The following is a 19,075-nucleotide window of genomic DNA, read 5'->3' as shown; positions in this document are numbered from 1 at the left end:
CCGAGTAGTGCGTAGCCACTGCCTCGCTGGCGCTCGACAGTGGCTACGGGGGGCTCAAGTCACGTTTGTCGGGAGACTCGGCTTCAGACGGGTTCCACCAGCATCCGCCCGACCATTTCCATGTGCAGCGCATGGCAGAACCAGCTGCAGTAATACCAATGCAGGCCGGGCTTGTCGGCGATGAAGGTGATGGAAGACGTCTGCTGTGGGCTGATTTCCATGCTCACGCCATGGTTGGTCATGACAAATCCGTGGGTCACGTCTTCGATCTGGTCGATGTTGGTGATGGTCACGGTGACTTCGTCGCCGTGTTTGACGGTGAACTCCGTCAAGCCGTAGGTCGGCGCCATGGACGTCATGTAGACCCGCACCTTCTGGCCATCGCGGATCACCTTGTTGTCGGTCTCCAGCTTGATGCCGTCCTTGGCTGCTATCGCCACCGTTTCAGCGAAGTACGGGTCGTCACGCTGCCAGATTTTCTTCGGCTGGATCTGGTCCCGACGCGCCATCACGCAATCGTGGGGCTCGGCAAAGGTCGGGCCGTCGTGCACCAGTTTCATTTCCTCGCCGGAGATATCGATCAACTGGTCGTTTTCCGGGTGCAGAGGGCCGGTCGGCAGGAAGCGGTCCTTGGAAAACTTGCTGAGCACTACCAGCCATTGACCGTCGGCATCACGGGTCTCGGTCAGCGAGGCATGGTTGTGGCCAGGCTGGTAATGCACATCGAGTTTCTGCTTGATGTAGTTGACCTTCTCGCCACCGTAGGCACGGATCGCTTCGGCGATATTCCACTTGACCACCTGGCTGTCGATAAACAGCGTGGTGTAGGCAAACCCCCGGCCGTCGTAAGTGGTGTGCAACGGGCCCAGGCCCAGCTCCGGTTCCCCGACCACCACGCCACGCGGGTCCTTGATCTTGTCGCTGAACAGATCGTCGAGCTTGTCGATGGCAATAATGGTGCAGGTCGGCGACAGCTTGCCGTTGGCAATGAAGTACTTGCCATCGGGCGAGGTGTTGCAGCCATGGGGGTTCTTCGGCACCGGAATATAGCGGGTGAATTCGCTGTCCTTGCCGTCATCACCCTTGCGCCCGTCCACTACCGGAACCTTGACACCGTCCAGGTTGATGAACTTGCCGGCCTTGATCGCCGCTTCAATGCGCGGGATGTTGAAGACCACCACCCAGTCGCGCTCGTTGCGCATCATGCCACCCAGGTCCGAGGCCTTCTCGGAGTTGTAACACGTGGCTGCAGCGTACTTGCCGGTGTAGTCCATGTCAGCGTTGTCGAGGTTGCCATCGACGATCACCTGGAAGGCCATTTCCATCTTTTCGGCGTCGATGGCGTTGAACAGGGTGAAGCTGTTCTTGTCCTGCAGGTCGAAGCTGCGGCCGTCGTTGGGGTGCGGGATGATGAACTCGGCATTGCAGAACACGTACTTGGTGTAGGGCACCTTTTGCAGGCGCAGGCCATGGATGGCTTGGGCATTGGGCACAGTGACGATCTTGTCGCACTTCATGATGTCCAGGCGAATCCGCGCCACGCGGGTGTTGGCCTTGTCGTTGATAAACAGGTATTTGCCGTCATAGCGGCCGTCGGTGGTGGACAGGTGCGGGTGATGGCAGTCGCCGTTCAAGTACTTGGCGCCCTCCCCCAACACGCGCTTGCTCTCGTTGGTCAGGCCCCAGCCAGTGGCCGAGTCAACATTGAATACCGGAATGCGCATCAGCTCACGCATCGACGGCACGCCGAGTACGCGCACTTCGCCTTGGTGGCCGCCGCTCCAGAAGCCGTAATACTGGTCCAGCTCGCCCGGCCCCACATGGACTTTCGACTTGGCGTCCTTGGCTGCCGCCGCGAAGGACTCACGGGTAAAAACCGTGCCGCCAAGGGCCGTGGCGCCCGCCAGTACCGCGCCGGTTATCGCCCCGGTGCCGAGAAAACCGCGTCGACTCAGGCCTTCCGGTTCCGGGGTTTGCCCGGCGTTGTTCGCTTCGGTGTCGTTCATGATGTGCTCCTGATGGAAAAATAAGTGCCCAAGGCCGTCATTCAGGCGCCGCCACCTGCACCACCGGGATCAACTGAGCGGCGGTGGGTGCGGCCTTGTCGCGTTTCTTGCGTTTATTGATCAGTGGCGGGCATTTGTGGTCGTTGTGCCAGGTCATCTGGCAATCGAGGCAGTAGTGACATTCATTGGCATTGATATGGCCGTCGGGGTGGATCGCCTGGATCTCGCATTCCTTGGCGCACAGCTGGCAGGGATTGCCACACTCCTTGCGGCGCTTGAGCCAATCGAACAGCCGGAACTTGCTGGGAATCGCCAACGCCGCGCCCAACGGGCAGACGTAGCGGCAATAGACTTTGCGCGTAAACAGGTTGATCACCAGCAGCGCCACGGCATACAACACGAACCACCACTGACGGTCGAACTTGAGGGTGATAGCGGTCTTGAACGGCTCCACTTCAGCGAACAACTCGGCGCTGGCCAGGGATTCCAGGGAGATGCCAAACAACGCGAGCAGGATCAAATACTTGATCGCCCACAGCCGCTCATGCACGGCAAACGGTAATTCAAACTGGCGCACCCCGAGCTTGCGCGCCGCTTCGTTGAGTAATTCCTGCAACGCGCCAAACGGGCACAACCAGCCGCAAAATACCCCGCGTCCCCACAACAGGAGGCTGGCAGCGGTAAACACCCAGAGCATGAAGATCAACGGATCGGTGAGAAACAGTTCCCAGCGGAACTGCTGGGCCAGCGCATGCACGAAGGTCAATACGTTGACCACCGACAGTTGCCCCAACGCATACCAACCGATAAACACCACGGTGAACAACAGGTAACCACGGCGTACCCAATGCAGCAGACGCGGGCGACGGGCCAGGCTGTCCTGCGCAAACAGGATCGCCGTGAGCACTACCAGGGCAGCGCCGAGGACCAGGATCTGGAATTGTTTCTGATACCAGATCGTCAGCCACATCGGCCGGTTGGCTTCGTCGATGGCCGCCTGCTCCGCCGCCGTCGGTAACGGCCGCTCCAGGTACTGCTCGGGCATTTGATATGGCAGTTCAAAGCTGACGAATGTGCCGCTGACCGGACCGGTCTGACGCCGCACCAGCAGCTCCAGGGTCCAGGCCGAACCGGGGTCGAACGCGGCCTGGGGCCGAACGATAAATACCGACATCTCATCGAATTCGGGCATGCCCTCGGCAAACACGTCATACAGCCGTTGGTGATCCATGTCGCGAAAGCTAATGACATTGCCGAACTGGCGCAATTGCACCCGATCAAAGATCCCGCCGCGCACATACCCCGAGCCCTTGAACGAAAACAGTCCGCGCCCCAACAGCGCAATCGCCTGCTCGCCCGGCTTGAGGCCTTGCATCAGCACGCGGTATTGAGCGTCCCCCAGCAGATTACGGCCTATGCTCGGTGCGTTGACGTGCGCGACGTAGAGATCGATAAAAGTCTCATCAGCCTGCCTTTCAGGTGCGATATCAACCCCTTCGGCCTCGGTGCCGTTGAACGCGGCATCCACCTGGCCACGGGTCAGGTTCAGGCGGCGGATCGCGCCATTGCCGGTCAATTGTTCCCAGGTGGCGGGCGCGAACAGATCGCTGCGTATCAGCGCGGGACGCTGCGCGCTACGGGCCTTGTCCTCCACCAGCTTGAGCGACACCGCCACTTCGTGGGCGGCGCGCATGATCACTTCATTGACCACCATCGCGGTCACCGTGGCCCCGGCAACCGCATCCACCGTGACCGCCTGGGTGTCACTGGAGCGCCCCACTACCACGCGCTGCTTGACGTTGATGCCGCTGTAGCGCGCGGTAAAGTCGTGCAGTTTGACTTCGGGAATGCCGATCAGCAGGATCGGTTCGTGGTGTTCCAGCACATAGGCCTCGCGGATCACCCCGGCCGGGTCGAGAATCACTTGGGTGTTGATCGGTTTGCCGGAATAGGCCGGGATATCCAACACGTCAAGGCTCTGGAAGACGTAGCCGATGACTTGGTTGTTGGCCTTGAGGGTACGGACGTTGAACTTGCCTTCGGGGCCGGAGATGGCATCTACCTGGGGGAAGACCTTTTCGATGCGTTGCTGTTCGATAGCACCGTACGACTTGGCCTGGAGCGGTTCGGCAGCGCTGAGCAGCAATAGCAGAATAATCAGCCAGGTAAACGGGCTGGAGGCCGGGTTGGCGAGGGTCAAGGGGATGGCGCGGTTCATGGCTGACTGACTTCAACGGCCGTAATATGCAACCGATGGTAGGTGGCAGGTTGCTATTGAGCCCTTGATTGAAATCAAGTTGAGCGACAAGGTGGGTGCGGCGGTTGGGCGCTGGGGTGGCAGGCTTGAGGTCCGCCCCTCACCCTAACCCTCTCCCCAGAGGGGAGAGGGAACTGACCGAAGTGGAATAAGAAATTTTGCGACCTGGAAAACCCAGTCGATTATGGATTCAGAGCCGCACATTCACGTCGGCGCAAATCGTCAATATTCCCCGATCAGTCCCCTCTCCCCTCCGGGGAGAGGGCTAGGGTGAGGGGCGGTTTTCAAGCAGATAAATGCATGCCCGCCTGGACAAAAAACTACCCCACCGCCAGCCCCTTCCCCGCCCGTTCCAGATGGCGCCACAGCCAAGCAGGCAACACCTCCGGATCCAGGCTGTCGATCAAATTCTTCAGTCCCAATCCCAACTCCGTATCCCCCTCGATCACCAACCTGCGTCGAAAAAACAGCGTATCCGGATCCTCCTGGCGACTGGCCAGCAGCAAAAACTCGCGCCAGTTACCCCTGATAGTCACCTGCGCCTCGGCCCGCTCGGCGATGCGCAGTCCGTTTCGATCCAGGGTCAGAAACCACTGCAGCCCCAGGTCCGGTATGCGTAAACACAGCCAGCGTCCGCGCAGCAGCTCAAACCCGCCATCGCGCAACGGTTCCGCCAGGCAACGGTTCAGCGTCTGTTGCAATGTCAGCCGTTGCACCACAAACGGCACTTTGTGCAACAGCGGCAAAACCCGGTCGGCGCCTTTGAGCAACCATTGTTTGCGGCTCAGCACAGCCCCACCTCCTCAACCCGCAACATCCCGGCCTGGCCATGCCAGTAGCCATTGCACCCTTCGACATACACCGGCGGCGTGGCGCCCTGGCGTACCCGGTCGAACGCTTCGACGATGCCGGGCATGCCTTGTGCCCGGGGGCTCAGGCGCAGCAGGTCTGCGCCGCAGCTCAGCAGCCCCGGATAATCCGCCAACAGGTTGGTGACCTCCGCCGACAGGGTCTGGATTCCATTCAAGGTGAACAGCGGCTGCCCTTCCTGACTGGTCAGCGTCATGCCGTCCGGGTAGTTGAGGCAACAGAACTGGCAATCATCCTTGGGCCGGTTTTCGGCACGCGCGGTGAAACATCGCGCGGAGTATGCGAGGGGCAAATGCCCATAGGCGAAGATTTCCACTTCCGGCAACGGCCGGCCCAGTTCGCGCACTTGCTCCAACACATCGCCCACCAGCGCAGCCGAACATTCCACCGGTGGCACCCAGCGCATCATCCCGGCGTCGAGTACCTGCGCCAGGGCATGCCCGTTGTATAGATTCAGCGCCGGACCGCCCACGAACGGCAACTTGCGCTCAGCGAGGAACTGCACCGCGCCCATGTCGTTGGCCTCCACCAGCACTTCGCCGTTGTCACACAGACGACGCAGGCTCGACAGCTCCGACGCGGCTTCAATCAGGGTCAGGCTCGACAGCACTATTTGCGCGTTACCGGCGGCCTGCAACTCACGGCCCAGGCCCAGCCATTGATCCAGGTTGAATGCCCGACGCTTGGAGCACACGGTTTCGCCGAGGTAGATCACGTCCAGCGGCAGCTCTGCCATCTCCGAATAAAACTGCCCCAATTGTTGCTTGTCCCAATAAAACAGCACCGGTCCCAGGCTGAGTTTCATGTCGGTCTCCTCACTGCCACGAACGATGGTAGGCACCCAGAGTGGTCTGGCTACCCTCGGATAAACCGGCCAGCACCTTGCGCCATTGGTCCTTGACCACAAAGCTCTTCGGTGCACTGCGATGTGCATCCAGCGCGGCACGCCAGACGCCGGTAACTTGTTCGACGTACGCCGGGCTGCGCTGGCGGCCCTCGATCTTCACCGCCGCAACGCCCATGGCGATCAGTTCCGGCAACAGGTCCAGGGTGTCGAGACTGGTGGGCTCTTCCAGGGCGTGGAAGCGCTCGCCCGCCACCACGAAACGGCCCTTGCACAAGGTCGGGTAGCCGGCGGGTTCATCCGGGGTGTAGCGGTCAATCAACACTTCACTGAGGCGCGCACTCAGGCCGTCGGCGTCTTCGCTCCAGCGCACCGCCTTGGCCGGCGAACACACGCCACACAGGTTCGGTGATTCACCGGTGATGTAAGAGGACAAATGGCAACGCCCCTCGGCCATGATGCACAGGCTGCCGAAGCCGAACACCTCGATCGGCACCGAACTGCTGGCCGCCACTTGCTTGACCTGGGCCAGCGACAGCACGCGCGGCAGCACCGCACGCCGGATGCCATAGCGTTCGGCATAGAACTGCAACGCCGCCGCATGGGTCGCTGAACCCTGGACCGAGAGGTGCAACGCCAGGTGCGGATGACGTTGGCTGGCGTAGTGCAGCACCCCGGGGTCGGCAGCGATCAGCGCATCGACGCCATGGTCCGCGGCGCGGTCGACGGCACGCTGCCAGCGTTCCCAGCCCTTGGGTTGCGGGTAGGTATTGACCGCCACATACAGCTTGCGCTGGTGCTCGCGGACATGCGCGACGGCGCCGTCGAACTGCTTGTCGTCCATGTTCAGCCCGGCGAAATGCCGGGCGTTGGTGTCGTCGCGAAAGCCGACATACACCGCATCGGCACCTTGGCGCACGGCGGCTTTAAGCGCAGGCAGATTGCCTGCTGGGCAGACCAGTTGCATGGTGAATCCTCTTCGAAAAATCTCGCGTGCACGCCCAATGCCCTGCGTGGGGACGTGGGCTTTTATTGCATCAATTCAGCAAAGGACAGGAACCGCACCAGGCCGCCCTTCTCAATCAACTGCTCACGCTCCACCACCGCCAAGCCATCGGCCCAGCACGCGGCGCTCAACATCGCCGAGCTTTGCCGGGGATGCAGCGTGACGCATGCCTGGCCGTCGATCCCCGGCGTCAACCGCGCTCGCAGGTATTGCCGGCGCCGGTTGCGCTGGGTCCACTCGAAATCGGCCGGCAACCGCACCGCCAGCGTCGTCACGTCAGTGGCGCCTTGGGCGCGCAACAGAAACGGACGCACCACCACCAGCGCGGTGATCAGCGCTGCCGACGGGTTGCCCGGCAGACCGATCCACGGTTTGCCAGCCACCTCGCCAAAAGCCAAGGGCTTGCCGGGCTGGATCGCCAGCCGCCAGAAGTCAACGCGACCGAGTTCCTTGATAGCTTGCTTGAGGTGATCTTCTTCGCCCACTGACACGCCGCCAGAAGTCAGCAACAGGTCGCACTCCGAGGATGCCAGGGTCAATGCATCGCGGCTGACGGCCAGCTCATCAGCCATCACGCCATAGTCGTGTACCTCGACACCCCAGCCTTGCAGCAACGCGGCCAGGCAATGCCGATTGCTGTTGTAGATCTGCCCCGGCGCGAGAGGGTCACCCGGTTCGCGCAGTTCGTCACCGCTGCTCAGCAGGCACACGCGCAACGCGCGATAGACTTTGACCTGGGCCAACCCGGCCGCCGCCAACAGGCCCAGTTCCTGGGCTCGCAGACGTTTGCCGGCCGCCAGCAGCAAGGCGCCCTGGCTGACTTCTTCCCCCTGCCTGCGCACGTGTTCACCGGCTCGCATCGGTGGGCACCAGATGCGTTGACCGTAGACCCGGCAACGCTCTTGAGGCACCACCGTGTCCGCGCCCGCTGGCAGCGGCGCGCCGGTAAAGATCCGCATGGTCTGGCCGCTGCCCAACGCACAGGTCGCTTCCGTGCCAGCGGCAATCCGCCCGGCCAGGCGCAAGTAGCCGCCCTCGGCCGGCAGGTCGGCGGCGCGCAGTGCGTAACCGTCCATGGCACTGTTGTCCCAGGCCGGCAGGTTCACCGGGGAGAAAATATCGCTGGCCAACACCCGCCCCAACGCCAGTGCGGTTTTCACCTGTTGGGTGGTGGGAGGTGGCGGAGCCTGGGCCAACAGGCGCTCGATGGCCTCGTCCAGCGGGATCAGCTCACCGCGTTCACAGACCGATGTAGTCACGCGCGCACCTCGCAGGGTTCCAGTGTTTGCGCCGCCTGCGGCTTGAGGTGCGGAGCGAAATTGCACGGCCCGGTGCGACTGTCCAGTTGCCCCAGCAGAATCTCGTCCCAACCGGTGCGGCAGGCCCCCGGCGAGCCCGGCATGCAGCACACCAGCACGCCGTTACTGAGACCGGCCAGCGCACGGGATTGCAGGGTCGACATGCCGATTTCCTGCAGCGAGACCTGGCGAAACAATTCGCCAAAGCCTTCGACATGCTTGTCCAACAACGGCAGTACCGCCTGGGGCGTGTTGTCTCGCGCGGTGAAACCAGTGCCGCCGGTGGTCAGGATCACTTGCACGTGGGGGTCGGCGATCCATTGCGAAATGCGCGCACGGATCTGGTAAATGTCATCCACCACCAGGGCGCGATCGATCAGCGCGTGCCCGGCACCTTGCAGCCGATCGCAAAGGGTTTGCCCGGAGGTGTCGGTTTCAAGACTGCGGGTATCGCTGATGGTCAGCACCGCGATGTTCAGTGAAGCGAAGGTGCGTTGGGTCAAATGTGCCATGGTGAAAATCCCGGGATAAATGAGCAATGGGCCCAGCCTGCACCGCAAAGCGCGGCGGGCCTATTCCTCCGAGGAGGTACCTCCAGACGGATTCAGGGTGCCAAACGGCTGCGTCGCCATGCCGCGTCGTGTCGGCGGTAATCGAGGCGGTCGTGAAGACGGTCGGCGCGGCCTTGCCAGAACTCCACACGTTCTGGCCGCAAGCAGTAGCCGCCCCATTCCCGTGGGCGCGGCGGCTGTTGCCCGGCGAAGCGTTGGGTAACGTCGCGCAGACGGCCCTCCAGCTCGGCGCGATGGGCGAGCGGTTGGCTTTGCGGCGAGGCCCAGGCGCCGACCTGACTGGCTAACGGGCGGGAGGCGAAATACTCATCGCAAAGTGCCGGCGCCAGCCGTGCCACCGTGCCTTCGATACGCACCTGGCGCTCCAGGCCCGGCCAGAAAAACGTCATGGCGGCATGCGGGTTGCTCGCCAGTTCCAGGCCCTTGGCACTCTGGTAATGACCGAAAAACGTGAAACCCTGATCGCTGAAGCCCTTGAGCAACAGGATCCGACAATGCGCACGGCCCTCGGCATCGACAGTGGCCAAGGCCATGCTATTGGCTTCCACGGGGGCTACTTCAGTCTTGCGCGCCTGCTCCAGCCACTGGCCGAACAGCGCGATGGGATCGTCTTGCGCCAGGTCGTCCCGCAAGCCGTACAGGGTGTAATTGCGGCGCATCTGCGCGAGGGAAAGGGGCATGGAGCGAACCTCTGGACAGTTCGCCACAGTCTGATCGGGCCCCGCTCGCCACACCTTGATCACGATCAACTGCGCGCCGCGTCATGGGGTCGCAGTGCGCTATTTGAGTCCCAGGCGCCGGGCCAACTTGTGCAGGTTGCTGGCGTCCAGCCCCAACAACCGGGCGGCCCTCGCCCAGTTGTCGGCGGATTGGCCCAAGGCCTGGCGAATCTTCTGGCGCTGGCAATCGTCCACCGCCTCGCCCAAGGTTTGAAAGGCCGCCGCCGGCACCTCCGTCACCGGCGCTTGCGGCACGACGGCGCCGCTGCTGTCGAGGTCCAGCAGTTCGGCGGCCAGGGTCATGATCTCGTGGCGGTTGCCACCCCGACTCAGTTGCTTCAACGCGGCGCGACTGATGACATGCTCCAGCTCACGCACATTGCCCGGCCAGCCATAGCCGAGCAACGCCTGCTCGGCCGCCGGTGACAGGCGCAGGCCGCGCAGTCCAAGGCGGGCGCGGTTGAGTTCAAGGAAGTGCCCGGCCAGCAACAACACATCCTGCCCACGTTCGCGCAACGCCGGAATCGGTACCGGGTATACCGAGAGCCGGTGGTACAGATCGGCACGAAACAGGCCGCTGCGGATGCTGTCGGGCAGATGGCGGTTGGTCGCCGCGATGATCCGTACGTCCACATGCAACGGCTTGTCGGCGCCCAGACGCTGGATCTCGCCGTTCTGCAAGGTGCGCAGCAGCTTGGCCTGCACGCTCAACGGCAGCTCGCCGACTTCATCGAGAAACAGTGTGCCGCCATTCGCCGCGTCAAAGCGCCCGGCGCGATCACTGGTGGCGCCGGAGAAGGCGCCTTTGACATGCCCGAACAATTCGCTCTCGGCCAAGGATTCCGGGAGCGCTGCGCAATTGACCTGGATCAGCGGCTTGTGACTGCGACGTGACAGTCGATGCAGGCGCCGGGCGAACAGCTCCTTGCCGACACCGGTCTCGCCCAGCAACAGCACCGGTAAATCCGCCTCGGCCAGCACATCCAGTTCGTTGAGCAATTGATGCAGCACCGGGCTCTGGCCGAGGATCTCGGCGTCTTCGACGCTGGGCAAGCCTTCGCCCACATCCCGGCGCGACAGGCGCAGGCTACGGTTTTCCTGTTCCAGGCGGGTCACGCGCACCGCCGCTTCGATCTGCAGGGTGCAGCGTTTGAGTTGCTCACGGGCGCTGGCATCAAAGGTACCGGCGTGCAGCGCGTCCAGGGTGATCGCGCCCCAGGGCCGACCCTCGACATACAGGCTCACGCCCATGCAGTCATGCACCGGCAGCGGCTCGCCGACCTGGTTATCCAGCAAGCCATCGTAGGGGTCCGGCAGGCGACTGTCAGGCTCGAACCAGGTCGGTTCACGGGACGCCATGATCGCCGCCAACCGTGGATGGTGCGCGATCACAAAGCGTCGGCCCAAGGCCTCATGGACCAGCCCGACGCTGGCCACCGGGCGCAGGCTGTCGTCGCCATCCAGGCGCAACAGGCCTACGGCGCCGCTGTTGAAATATTCGCGCAGGGTCTGCACCAGCCGTTGCAGGCGCACGGCATTCGGCAGTTCAACAATCAGGTCGGCCGACAGGCTTTCACGCAGCATGGTCATAGATACCCTTGATTGGTCGGTTCTACCCTGCAGCATCAGGGTAATCCTGACCACTACAAAAAATTAATCACTGTTTTTCAATAGCTTGGCGATGGCATAACGCATGCAATGCGGGTGTATCTGTTCACTTGATGAGGAAAACCGATGAACGCCATCGCTGCACGGACCCTGCCCCAGGCGCAACTGATCGAACATTTGCTGGAGCGCTACCACGCCCGCCATCGCGAGCAGCTGCCGGAGCTGATTCGCCTGGCCAGCCGGGTCGAGCAGGTCCACGGCCATCACCTGCACTGCCCCAACGGACTGGCGGATTTGTTGCGGGACATCGAGCAAGAACTGGAGGGTCATATGCTCAAGGAGGAACAAGTGCTGTTCCCGATGTTGCAAATGGGCATGGGCCCCCAAGCCGCGCCGCCGATCCAGGTGATGCGCCTTGAACATGAACAGCACGCGCAGGCGTTGGAGCAACTGCTGGCGCTGACCGCGCAGATCACCCCGCCCGCCGACGCCTGCAACACCTGGCGCACGCTGTATCGGGGACTTGAGCAGTTTCATGGGGACCTGCTGGAGCATATTCATCTGGAAAATGATGTGTTGTTTGTGCGGGCACTCACACACCCCGCATGACCCGCGCCTACCCAACCATTAGCGCAGCATCAGCTTCGCCAGAATCACGATCAGCAGCATATGCCCCAGGATGCTGCGCCGTATCCACATCGCTCGTGCCGGACTCAGGCGCTGCTTGCCCAGCCAGTAAGCCAACAGCAAGTAGTGCCCGATGATGCTCAGCGCCAACAGGATCTTGAGGCTCAGCAACGCCGCGAAGTGGCTGGCCCACGGCGCCCCCAGTACTCCGCGGTAATGCCAGGCCAGGCCAATGCCGGCGCCATACAACAGCACGACCACGGCATGCAGCACCTGCCGCGAACGCCGCGCAATCGCCTGCTCCGAGGTGAATTGCGCCGACCAGGCCAGCTCCTCACGGGCGCGGTGCCAGATGAACACCTCGAAAAACAACGTGCCGATAAAGGCGATCGCTGCCAGCAAATGCACGATCAGTAACCCCGAATACAGCATCCTCGATCTCCTAGCCCGGATGGCCGTCAACCCGCGCACGCCACAGCATTGGCCCGTAGCGCACTACGTACAGTCCCAAGCCGAGCACCCAGCACAGGCCGGCCAACCACAACGCAGCATACGGCCAGATCAGCACCAACAGCACCCGGCTCAGGCAGGCAAGGTTAAATAGCGCAAACGCCAGGGTCATGCCCACGGGAGGCGTCAGCGGACGGCCGGTATGGCCCAGGCTGACGCGGGCAATCATCGCCAGAATCAACCCGCCCATCGCCCCTATCGTCAACGCATGCACGGCCAGGCTCGGGTTCAGCGGCACGCCGAAATGCCACAGCGCCATGCCCAGGCACGCCAGCGCCAACCAGCCATAGGCCAGGTGCAGCGACCAGAGTAGCGGCACGCGCCATAAACCCCGGTCATGCCAACGCACCAACCGCAGCAGATGCCCAAGCCCCAACAGCGCAAACAACAGGCCGATCCAGACGCTGGCGGTCAACGCCGCTGCGCTCGCATACAGCAGCGCCACCCACGCCGAGCCGCCCAGCAACAGGCGATCCAGCCAGGGCCAGGGTTGCACCGCATGGGTCCGGCCGAGGCCGCGCTGGGTGAAAAACGGAATCACTCGGCCACCGATCAGCCCCATCATGGCCGCCACCAACCACAGCCCGGTCAGCACCGCCTGGCGTTGCCAACCTTCATCACCGCGCAGCAAACCCAACAGCGACAAGCCATCGGCCAGGGTCAGCAGGAGTAACACCAACACAATTGGGTAATTACGCTGTTGTCGCACCTGCCACAGGGTCCAGCCCATCACCCCGGCGACGGCCAAGGGAAACGCCAGCTCCAGCGTCGCCAACAACGGCCACGGCAGATTGAATAACCACGCCAGCCGCGCCGCCAGCCATACCGCCGCCAACAGCGCCAAGGGCTTGCCACTCAACCCCGGACGACCGGTCCAGGTCTGTACGGCGGTCAACAGGAACCCCGCGATGATCGCCAGGGCGAAACCGAATAACAGCTCATGCCGATGCCACGCCAACCACCCACCCGCCGGCTGCCAGGTGCCACTGGCACCGGCCAGCGCCAGTAACCATAAAGGCACCGCGAGCAGCGCCAACAGGCAGCCACCGAGGAAGAATGGCCGGAAAGCCAGACGAAATAACGGGGTAATCGACATTGCCTTGCGCCGATCCAGCACTTGCATACAGCCACTCCTCAAGTCGTTGCCGGCCCGATCATCCGGGATTGCCCACGCCTGTCTCTTGTCACAGATCAAGCCGAAGCAAGAGCCAGCGCAATATCCTTGGGGCCGTTGCCGAATCGGCTTGCAAGGCGCGCGCCGGGTTTCGGAATGCGCCGAACACTTCTGTAGGAGCGAGGGCGCGCCTGGCCCTTGCTCGCGAAGACGTTAACGATGACGAGGGCATTCTGGCTACGCGCGGCGCCTTTGAGTTTTTCGCGAGCAAGCTCGCTCCTACCGAGGGCGTGGAGGGTTCAATTGACCATTCATGGGTAAAAATGACCCTGATCAAGAGGGTGACTTTTACCCTTTGATTGCTCTAGGCCTCGTATTACCTGCCCTTCCGACTGGCCCGGCTCTTGCTCTATCGGGTTATCCCTCCCTTACCTGCCTCACGGAGTCCCCCATGAAAAACCTCATCCAGCCCCTGGCCTGGTTTGTGATCCTCGGTTCGATGATGGCGGCGGCCAGTGGCCTGTCGTTGTGGCTTGTATGATCCCGTCCCTGGTCTGTCCCAAGGATGCGCCCAGAGTCCTGCATCGCGTCCATCACCAGATCCTGCGCAGCCATCATTTGTTCGAGCCGTTGAACGAAGAACAGATGGATGAGTTGATGGCCAGCAGTCACTTGTTGAACGTCGACAAGGGTGAGCCGCTGTTTCGCCAGGGCGAGCCGGCTGACGCGTTTTACTTCGTGATCGCCGGCGCGGTGAAGATTTACCGCCTGACCCCGGATGGCCAGGAGAAAGTCTTCGAAGTGATCGCTGAGCGACAAACCTTCGCCGAAGCGATGATGCTGATGGACACCCCCAATTATGTGGCCTGCGCCGAAGCGGTGTGCCCGACGCAGCTGTATCGCCTGTCCAACGCCACCTACATGCGCCTGCTCCACAGCAACAGCCGCCTGACCTTCGCCCTGCTGGGCAAGTTGTGCGTGCGCCTGCACCAGCGGGTCAACGAGATCGAAACGCTGTCGCTGAAAAACGCCACGCACCGCGTGGTGCGTTACTTGTTGACGCAACTGGTGCGCCTGCACAGCGCCGACAGTTCATTCGAATTGCCAATGGCCAAGCAACTGATCGCCGGGCATCTGTCGATCCAGCCCGAGACATTTTCACGGATTATCCGCCGGCTGATCGATGAAAAAATTATCACCCAGGATGGTCGACAGATTGCCATTCTGGATCGTCCGCGCCTGGAGCAGTTCGAATGAACGAGGCGCGGGTCTGCCTGTACTGCGAGCATCCGAATGCGCTGCAGCGGGATGCATGCGAACGCTGCGCCATGGCCCTTCCCGCCTCGGGCGCCAGCCTCCAGGGGCGACGGCTGAAGCGTTTCCAGTGGTTCTGCCTGGGCCTGGCAGTGTTTTGCATCACGATGTTCTTCTGGCTGCCCCGGGACTTTTATTGAGCCTGGGGCTTGAGCCTCGGTTACTGACGTTCGGTCAATTGCCGGTACAGCTGGGGCAGCCGCAACGGCAATTGCTCCGGCTGGCGAATCAGGGTGTAGCCGTGGGCTCCAAACATGTACGGCAGGTAATCCCGGGCTTTTTTATCAATGGTGATGCAGAACGGGATCAAGCCCTGCCTCCGAGCTTCCACCACCGCCTGGCGGGTGTCCTCGACGCCGTAGCGTCCTTCATACAGATCCAGGTCATTGGGCTTGCCGTCGGTGACAATCAGCAGCAGCTTGCGCCGTTGTTTACAGGCGCCCAATGTGTGCGTGGCCTGACGAATCGCAGCCCCCATGCGCGTGTAATACCCCGGTTTCAGCCCTTGAATGGAGCCACGTGTCTGGTCGTCGTAAGGTTGCTGGAATGACTTGAGTTGTTGCAGACGCACCTGATGGCGGCGCAGCGAAGAAAAACCGTACAGGGCAAACGCATCGCCCAGCCCAGCCAGGCTCTCACCAAACAGCAGCAGGCTGTCGCGGATCACGTCGATGACTTTCTGCGTATCGTTCAAGTGGGCATCGGTGGACATCGACACGTCGGCCAGCAGCAGGCAGGCCAAATCGCGTCGGGTATGACGCTGCTCCATAAACACGCCGCGTTCGGCGCAAGGTCCGTGCTGGCGTTCGACATGAAAATCCACCCAGGCTTGCAAGTCCAGTTCCGCGCCCTGGGGTTGCTGACGCAGCCATTGACGGTCGGTGCGCAGTTGCTGGAACTGGCGGCGCAAACGCGCGGCCTGTGCCTGCAGGCGTACGGGCAGCGGTTGCGGTGTGCTGTCGCGCGGCTGCATCAGTTGCAGGTTGACGACGCTGTCTTGCAGGCGCTGTTGGCGATAATCCCACTCCGGCAGCTTGATGCCCTCGCCCAGCGGGATATCGTCGATGTCTGCCGGTGGCAGATCCAGGTGCAATTTCAGGCCGCCACTCTTGCGCACGCGCTGGCGTGACAGGCTGAGCTGATCGAGATCTTCGGCGACGCGGGCGGCATCCTCGTCCTGGCTGTCGTCGGTCCAGCGATCCAGGTCCACGTGCTCGGTCCAACTGAACAGGTTTTCCAGGCGCACCACCAGTAAGCCGCCATCGCGGACCTGATCGTCGACGCGACTGGCACGCTTGGGAGCGCCCTGTTGTTCGCCGGAACGCGTGGCGAGGTCGTCCTCCGGTTCTTCCACGTCGCCTGCCTGCGGGCTGTCCAGTTGCAAAGGCGGATACAGCCAGAGCGGCAATGGCCAGGCAGCGCGTTCACTACGCGGCAAGTGGCGGACGCTGCCGGGCTCGCGCAAGGCCTTGCGCAAGGCTTTTTCCAGCGCGGCTTCGCCAGGAGGGAGGCTGGCCGGGTCCGGACGCAGTTGCAGATGGGCGTCCACCAGTCGCTGGTAGCTGGGCAGCAACGCCGGATAACGCTGCAACAACAGCCAGGTCCAACGCTGGTTATCCCGCGCCCAATGGCTCATCGGCCCGGACTGCGAAGCCAGCAATGCCAACCAGCGGTACAACTGAAGATTTAGCGAGACCGTGGGAAACACCGCCAGACTCGCGGGCAAACGCAGACGGCTGCCATCACACGAAGCCAGGGGCGCTTGCTTGCAGGTGCCGGCGATGCGCATCAGCAGATTGCGGCGCAGCAACAGGTCACGCTCGCTGGCGGCCTCCAGGGCAATCCCGCTGGCGCCGCCCAACGCATGGAACAACAGCGCCAGGCTGCGCTGGCGGTCCACCAGATCGACCCGCGCCTGCGGGAAATCGGCGCTGGCGCGGCGGGTTATAAAACGGTGCCAGACGCTGCCGACCCACTCTTCCAATTCCAGGGTAAACGCCATATCAAGTGCTCCAGACGTAAAACGGCCCGCAGTACCTGCCGGGCCGCCCTCTTGGGGATTAACGTTTACCGCTCAACACACACTCGGCGCCGGCTCACCCAGCCCCCGACCGCGCTGACGGAAACTCCACAGGTAGCACAGCAGTCCCAGCAGGAACACCACGCCACTGGCCAATCGCGCCCAGAACAACAGCGCCAGGTGATCCACCGTCGCCATGAACGGCAGCGCCACGCCGTCGACCTGCCAGCGTTGCAGCCAGACCTGCACCGCACCGGCGGCGGTGAGGAACAAGGTGATCATCACCATTGACACCACCATCATCCAGAAGCCCCAGATTTCCAGCGTCTGGGAGCGCTCGTCCGGCGCTTCGCCGAGGCCGCGCAAACGCGGCATGGCGTAGCTGATCAGGGTCATGACGATCATCGCGTAGGCACCGAAGAACGCCAGGTGTCCGTGGGCCGCCGTCAGTTGGGTACCGTGGGTGTAATAGTTGACCGGGGCCAGGGTATGCAGGAAACCCCAGACCCCCGCGCCGAAAAACGCCGTGACCGTGGTGCCCTTGGCCCACAACGTCGCCGCCCGGTTCGGATGCTGGCGCCGACGCTGCTTGACCATGGTGAAGGCGAACATCACCATCGCCAGGAACGGCAGAGGCTCCAGGGCCGAGAAGATCGAGCCGACCCACAACCAGACCTCCGGCGCGCCGATCCAGAAGAAGTGGTGACCGGTGCCGATGATCCCGGTGATCAGGGCCATGGCGATGATCACGTACAGCCATTTCTCCACCACTTCACGGTCAACGCCGGTGACCTTGATCAGCACGAAGGCGAGCATCGAGCCCATGATCAGTTCCCATACGCCTTCCACCCAAAGATGCACCACCCACCACCAGTAGAACTTGTCACGCGCCAGGTTGCCGGGGTTGTAGAACGAGAACAGAAAGAACACCGCGAGGCCGATCAGGCCGGTCATCATCACCATGCTGACGGTGGTCTTGCGCCCCTTGAGCAGGGTCATGCCGATGTTGTAGAGAAAGCCCAGGCACACCACGACAATCCCCATTTTGGTAATCGTCGGCTGCTCGAGAAACTCCCGGCCCATGGTCGGCAGCAATTCGTTGTGGGTCATCTCGGCCAGGGCCGCATAGGGCACCAGCAAGTAACCGAGGATCGTCAACACGCCGGCGGCGGCAAACACCCAGAACAGCACGATGGCCAGCGTGGGACTATGCAGTTCGCGATCAGCCTCTTCCGGCACCAGGTAGTAGGCGGCGCCCATGAAGCCGAATAACAGCCAGACGATCAGCAGGTTGGTGTGGACCATCCGCGCGACGTTGAACGGAATCAACGGGAACAGGAAGTCACCGACCACGTATTGCAGGCCCATGATCAAACCGAACAGCACTTGGCCGAGAAACAGGATCAGGGCGAAGACAAAGTAGGGTTTGGCCACGGCCTGGGATTGGAATTTCAGATATGGATTGGCAGTGCGCATACCTTAGCCCTCCTTGTTTGGCGGCCAGCCGTTGGTGTTGATCTTGGAGCTCCATTTGAGGAACTCGGCCATATCGTCCACCTCCTGGTCGCTGAGGTTGAATTGCGGCATGGCACGTCTGCCGGGAACGCCCAGGGGTTGCATTTTCATCCAGGCGTGCAGGAAGGGTTTGAACCCTTCGTCGCCGCCACGGCGAGTGAACACATTGCCCAGCTCCGGCGCAAAGTACGCGCCCTCGCCCAGCAGGGTGTGGCAGCCGATACAGTTGTTGCGCTCCCAGATGCCTTTGCCGCGAACCACGGATTCGGTGAGCAGGTCTTGGTTGCTGCGGGTTGGAAAGGTCTGTTCGGTGTGGTAGGTCAGGGCCAGGAATATCAGGAAGAAGAACACGCTTCCTCCGAAGTAGATATTCCTGGCCATGCCCTTGGTGAAGGTCTCTGACATGGTCGCTTCCTCATTGCTTGGCGGGGGTCATGATAGGAAGTCGGAGGGCGGAAACTGCTTGATGGCGATCAAGAAATGCCGATGGTTTTGGTCGGGTATTTTTTGGGCTGGGGTTGGGGTTGGGTACATATCCGTTGCTGCGGTAACGGCTTCTTATGGTTTCGCTCTTACAGCGACTCACTTTTGAACAGCGCAAAAGTAAGCAAAACGCTCTTGCCCCACCACTCGGCACCTCGCTCAGGCTCGGTGTGCCCTCTCTCCGGCATTGCTCCGTGGGCCGCCGCGACGGGCCATCCATGGCCCAACGCGGCTATCCCGGCATCCATGCCGGGATACCCACTGCGCAATGCCTACGTTCGGCCAGCGTGGTTAACGGGGCGCCTAAGATCC

The 19,075-nt window shown here is 62.2% G+C and carries 16 protein-coding genes and 1 pseudogene; 3 read left to right on the top strand and 14 right to left on the bottom strand.

The window, feature by feature from the left end:
* Positions 1-83: 83 nt before the first annotated feature.
* The 9 genes from nosZ to norR all read right to left on the bottom strand — a co-directional run bounded on the left by nosZ (position 84) and on the right by norR (position 11,156).
* Positions 84-2,006, bottom strand: coding sequence for a TAT-dependent nitrous-oxide reductase (gene nosZ, locus AC6CIA_RS22535; protein ID WP_498315242.1), 1,923 nt, complete (start codon positions 2,004-2,006; stop codon positions 84-86).
* Positions 2,007-2,043: 37 nt separating this feature from the next.
* Positions 2,044-4,224: a transcriptional regulator NosR gene (gene nosR / locus AC6CIA_RS22530; RefSeq protein WP_498315240.1), complete on the bottom strand. Its 2,181-nt coding sequence runs from the start codon at positions 4,222-4,224 to the stop codon at positions 2,044-2,046.
* Between the two features lie 359 nt (positions 4,225-4,583).
* The gene (ubiT, locus tag AC6CIA_RS22525; RefSeq protein WP_498315238.1) at positions 4,584-5,054 is read right to left on the bottom strand and encodes a ubiquinone anaerobic biosynthesis accessory factor UbiT; all 471 of its coding nucleotides are present in this window, start codon (positions 5,052-5,054) and stop codon (positions 4,584-4,586) included.
* Complete coding sequence (locus AC6CIA_RS22520) at positions 5,048-5,938, bottom strand: U32 family peptidase (RefSeq protein ID WP_498315236.1); 891 nt, start codon at positions 5,936-5,938, stop codon at positions 5,048-5,050. Before AC6CIA_RS22520 ends, ubiT begins: the two co-directional genes overlap by 7 nt.
* Positions 5,939-5,948: 10 nt before the next feature.
* A complete protein-coding gene (gene ubiU, locus AC6CIA_RS22515; RefSeq protein WP_339533013.1) occupies positions 5,949-6,944 on the bottom strand; it encodes a ubiquinone anaerobic biosynthesis protein UbiU in 996 nt (331 codons plus the stop codon).
* A gap of 62 nt (positions 6,945-7,006) precedes the next feature.
* A complete protein-coding gene (locus tag AC6CIA_RS22510) occupies positions 7,007-8,242 on the bottom strand; it encodes a molybdopterin molybdotransferase MoeA (RefSeq protein ID WP_498315234.1) in 1,236 nt (411 codons plus the stop codon).
* A complete protein-coding gene (gene moaB / locus AC6CIA_RS22505) occupies positions 8,239-8,793 on the bottom strand; it encodes a molybdenum cofactor biosynthesis protein B (RefSeq protein WP_498315232.1) in 555 nt (184 codons plus the stop codon). The genes AC6CIA_RS22510 and moaB overlap by 4 nt, the downstream gene beginning before the upstream one ends.
* Positions 8,794-8,885: 92 nt before the next feature.
* Complete coding sequence (pdxH, locus tag AC6CIA_RS22500; RefSeq protein WP_498315230.1) at positions 8,886-9,533, bottom strand: pyridoxamine 5'-phosphate oxidase; 648 nt, start codon at positions 9,531-9,533, stop codon at positions 8,886-8,888.
* Positions 9,534-9,632: 99 nt separating this feature from the next.
* Positions 9,633-11,156 carry a nitric oxide reductase transcriptional regulator NorR gene (gene norR / locus AC6CIA_RS22495; protein ID WP_498315397.1) on the bottom strand — a complete coding sequence of 508 codons (1,524 nt, stop codon included), beginning with the start codon at positions 11,154-11,156 and terminating at the stop codon, positions 9,633-9,635.
* 183 nt (positions 11,157-11,339) lie between these two features.
* On the opposite strand from norR, the pseudogene AC6CIA_RS22490 reads away from it, so the two are divergent.
* A pseudogene (locus tag AC6CIA_RS22490) lies at positions 11,340-11,789 on the top strand (hemerythrin domain-containing protein); the annotation flags it as partial.
* An 18-nt stretch (positions 11,790-11,807) separates the two neighbouring features.
* Here AC6CIA_RS22490 and AC6CIA_RS22485 read toward each other — a convergent pair.
* Positions 11,808-12,239 (bottom strand): hypothetical protein, encoded by a 432-nt coding sequence (locus tag AC6CIA_RS22485; RefSeq protein ID WP_339533009.1) that lies wholly within the window; start codon positions 12,237-12,239, stop codon positions 11,808-11,810.
* Between the two features lie 10 nt (positions 12,240-12,249).
* Complete coding sequence (locus tag AC6CIA_RS22480) at positions 12,250-13,440, bottom strand: NnrS family protein (RefSeq protein WP_498315228.1); 1,191 nt, start codon at positions 13,438-13,440, stop codon at positions 12,250-12,252.
* Positions 13,441-13,968: 528 nt separating this feature from the next.
* Here AC6CIA_RS22480 and AC6CIA_RS22475 point away from each other — a divergent pair.
* Together AC6CIA_RS22475 and AC6CIA_RS22470 are read left to right on the top strand one after the other, a co-directional pair.
* Positions 13,969-14,688: a Crp/Fnr family transcriptional regulator gene (locus tag AC6CIA_RS22475; protein WP_498315226.1), complete on the top strand. Its 720-nt coding sequence runs from the start codon at positions 13,969-13,971 to the stop codon at positions 14,686-14,688.
* A complete protein-coding gene (locus AC6CIA_RS22470) occupies positions 14,685-14,885 on the top strand; it encodes a protein DnrP (RefSeq protein ID WP_498315224.1) in 201 nt (66 codons plus the stop codon). Before AC6CIA_RS22475 ends, AC6CIA_RS22470 begins: the two co-directional genes overlap by 4 nt.
* A 20-nt stretch (positions 14,886-14,905) precedes the next feature.
* Here the strand turns inward: AC6CIA_RS22470 and AC6CIA_RS22465 are convergent, their stop codons facing one another.
* From AC6CIA_RS22465 to AC6CIA_RS22455, 3 genes are all read right to left on the bottom strand, one after another.
* Complete coding sequence (locus AC6CIA_RS22465) at positions 14,906-16,747, bottom strand: nitric oxide reductase activation protein NorD (protein ID WP_498315223.1); 1,842 nt, start codon at positions 16,745-16,747, stop codon at positions 14,906-14,908.
* A gap of 72 nt (positions 16,748-16,819) precedes the next feature.
* Complete coding sequence (locus AC6CIA_RS22460) at positions 16,820-18,241, bottom strand: cbb3-type cytochrome c oxidase subunit I (protein ID WP_498315221.1); 1,422 nt, start codon at positions 18,239-18,241, stop codon at positions 16,820-16,822.
* Between the two features lie 3 nt (positions 18,242-18,244).
* Positions 18,245-18,685 carry a c-type cytochrome gene (locus AC6CIA_RS22455; protein WP_498315219.1) on the bottom strand — a complete coding sequence of 147 codons (441 nt, stop codon included), beginning with the start codon at positions 18,683-18,685 and terminating at the stop codon, positions 18,245-18,247.
* Between the last annotated feature and the right edge of the window lie 390 nt (positions 18,686-19,075).

The organism is Pseudomonas sp. GQ91, assembly GCF_059758795.1.
Note: the sequence above shows the minus strand (reverse complement) of the source record. Positions and strands in the feature narration are given on the sequence as shown.

Bases quoted from the DNA above. Each gene is read 5' to 3' on its own strand.
- nosZ (WP_498315242.1), bottom strand. From the start codon at position 2,006: ATGAACGACACCGAAGCGAACAACGCCGGGCAAACCCCGGAACCGGAA.
- nosR (WP_498315240.1), bottom strand. From the start codon at position 4,224: ATGAACCGCGCCATCCCCTTGACCCTCGCCAACCCGGCCTCCAGCCCG.
- AC6CIA_RS22520 (WP_498315236.1), bottom strand. From the start codon at position 5,938: ATGAAACTCAGCCTGGGACCGGTGCTGTTTTATTGGGACAAGCAACAA.
- ubiU (WP_339533013.1), bottom strand. From the start codon at position 6,944: ATGCAACTGGTCTGCCCAGCAGGCAATCTGCCTGCGCTTAAAGCCGCC.
- moaB (WP_498315232.1), bottom strand. From the start codon at position 8,793: ATGGCACATTTGACCCAACGCACCTTCGCTTCACTGAACATCGCGGTG.
- pdxH (WP_498315230.1), bottom strand. From the start codon at position 9,533: ATGCCCCTTTCCCTCGCGCAGATGCGCCGCAATTACACCCTGTACGGC.
- norR (WP_498315397.1), bottom strand. From the start codon at position 11,156: ATGCTGCGTGAAAGCCTGTCGGCCGACCTGATTGTTGAACTGCCGAAT.
- AC6CIA_RS22485 (WP_339533009.1), bottom strand. From the start codon at position 12,239: ATGCTGTATTCGGGGTTACTGATCGTGCATTTGCTGGCAGCGATCGCC.
- AC6CIA_RS22480 (WP_498315228.1), bottom strand. From the start codon at position 13,440: ATGCAAGTGCTGGATCGGCGCAAGGCAATGTCGATTACCCCGTTATTT.
- AC6CIA_RS22475 (WP_498315226.1), top strand. From the start codon at position 13,969: ATGATCCCGTCCCTGGTCTGTCCCAAGGATGCGCCCAGAGTCCTGCAT.
- AC6CIA_RS22470 (WP_498315224.1), top strand. From the start codon at position 14,685: ATGAACGAGGCGCGGGTCTGCCTGTACTGCGAGCATCCGAATGCGCTG.
- AC6CIA_RS22465 (WP_498315223.1), bottom strand. From the start codon at position 16,747: ATGGCGTTTACCCTGGAATTGGAAGAGTGGGTCGGCAGCGTCTGGCAC.
- AC6CIA_RS22460 (WP_498315221.1), bottom strand. From the start codon at position 18,241: ATGCGCACTGCCAATCCATATCTGAAATTCCAATCCCAGGCCGTGGCC.
- AC6CIA_RS22455 (WP_498315219.1), bottom strand. From the start codon at position 18,685: ATGTCAGAGACCTTCACCAAGGGCATGGCCAGGAATATCTACTTCGGA.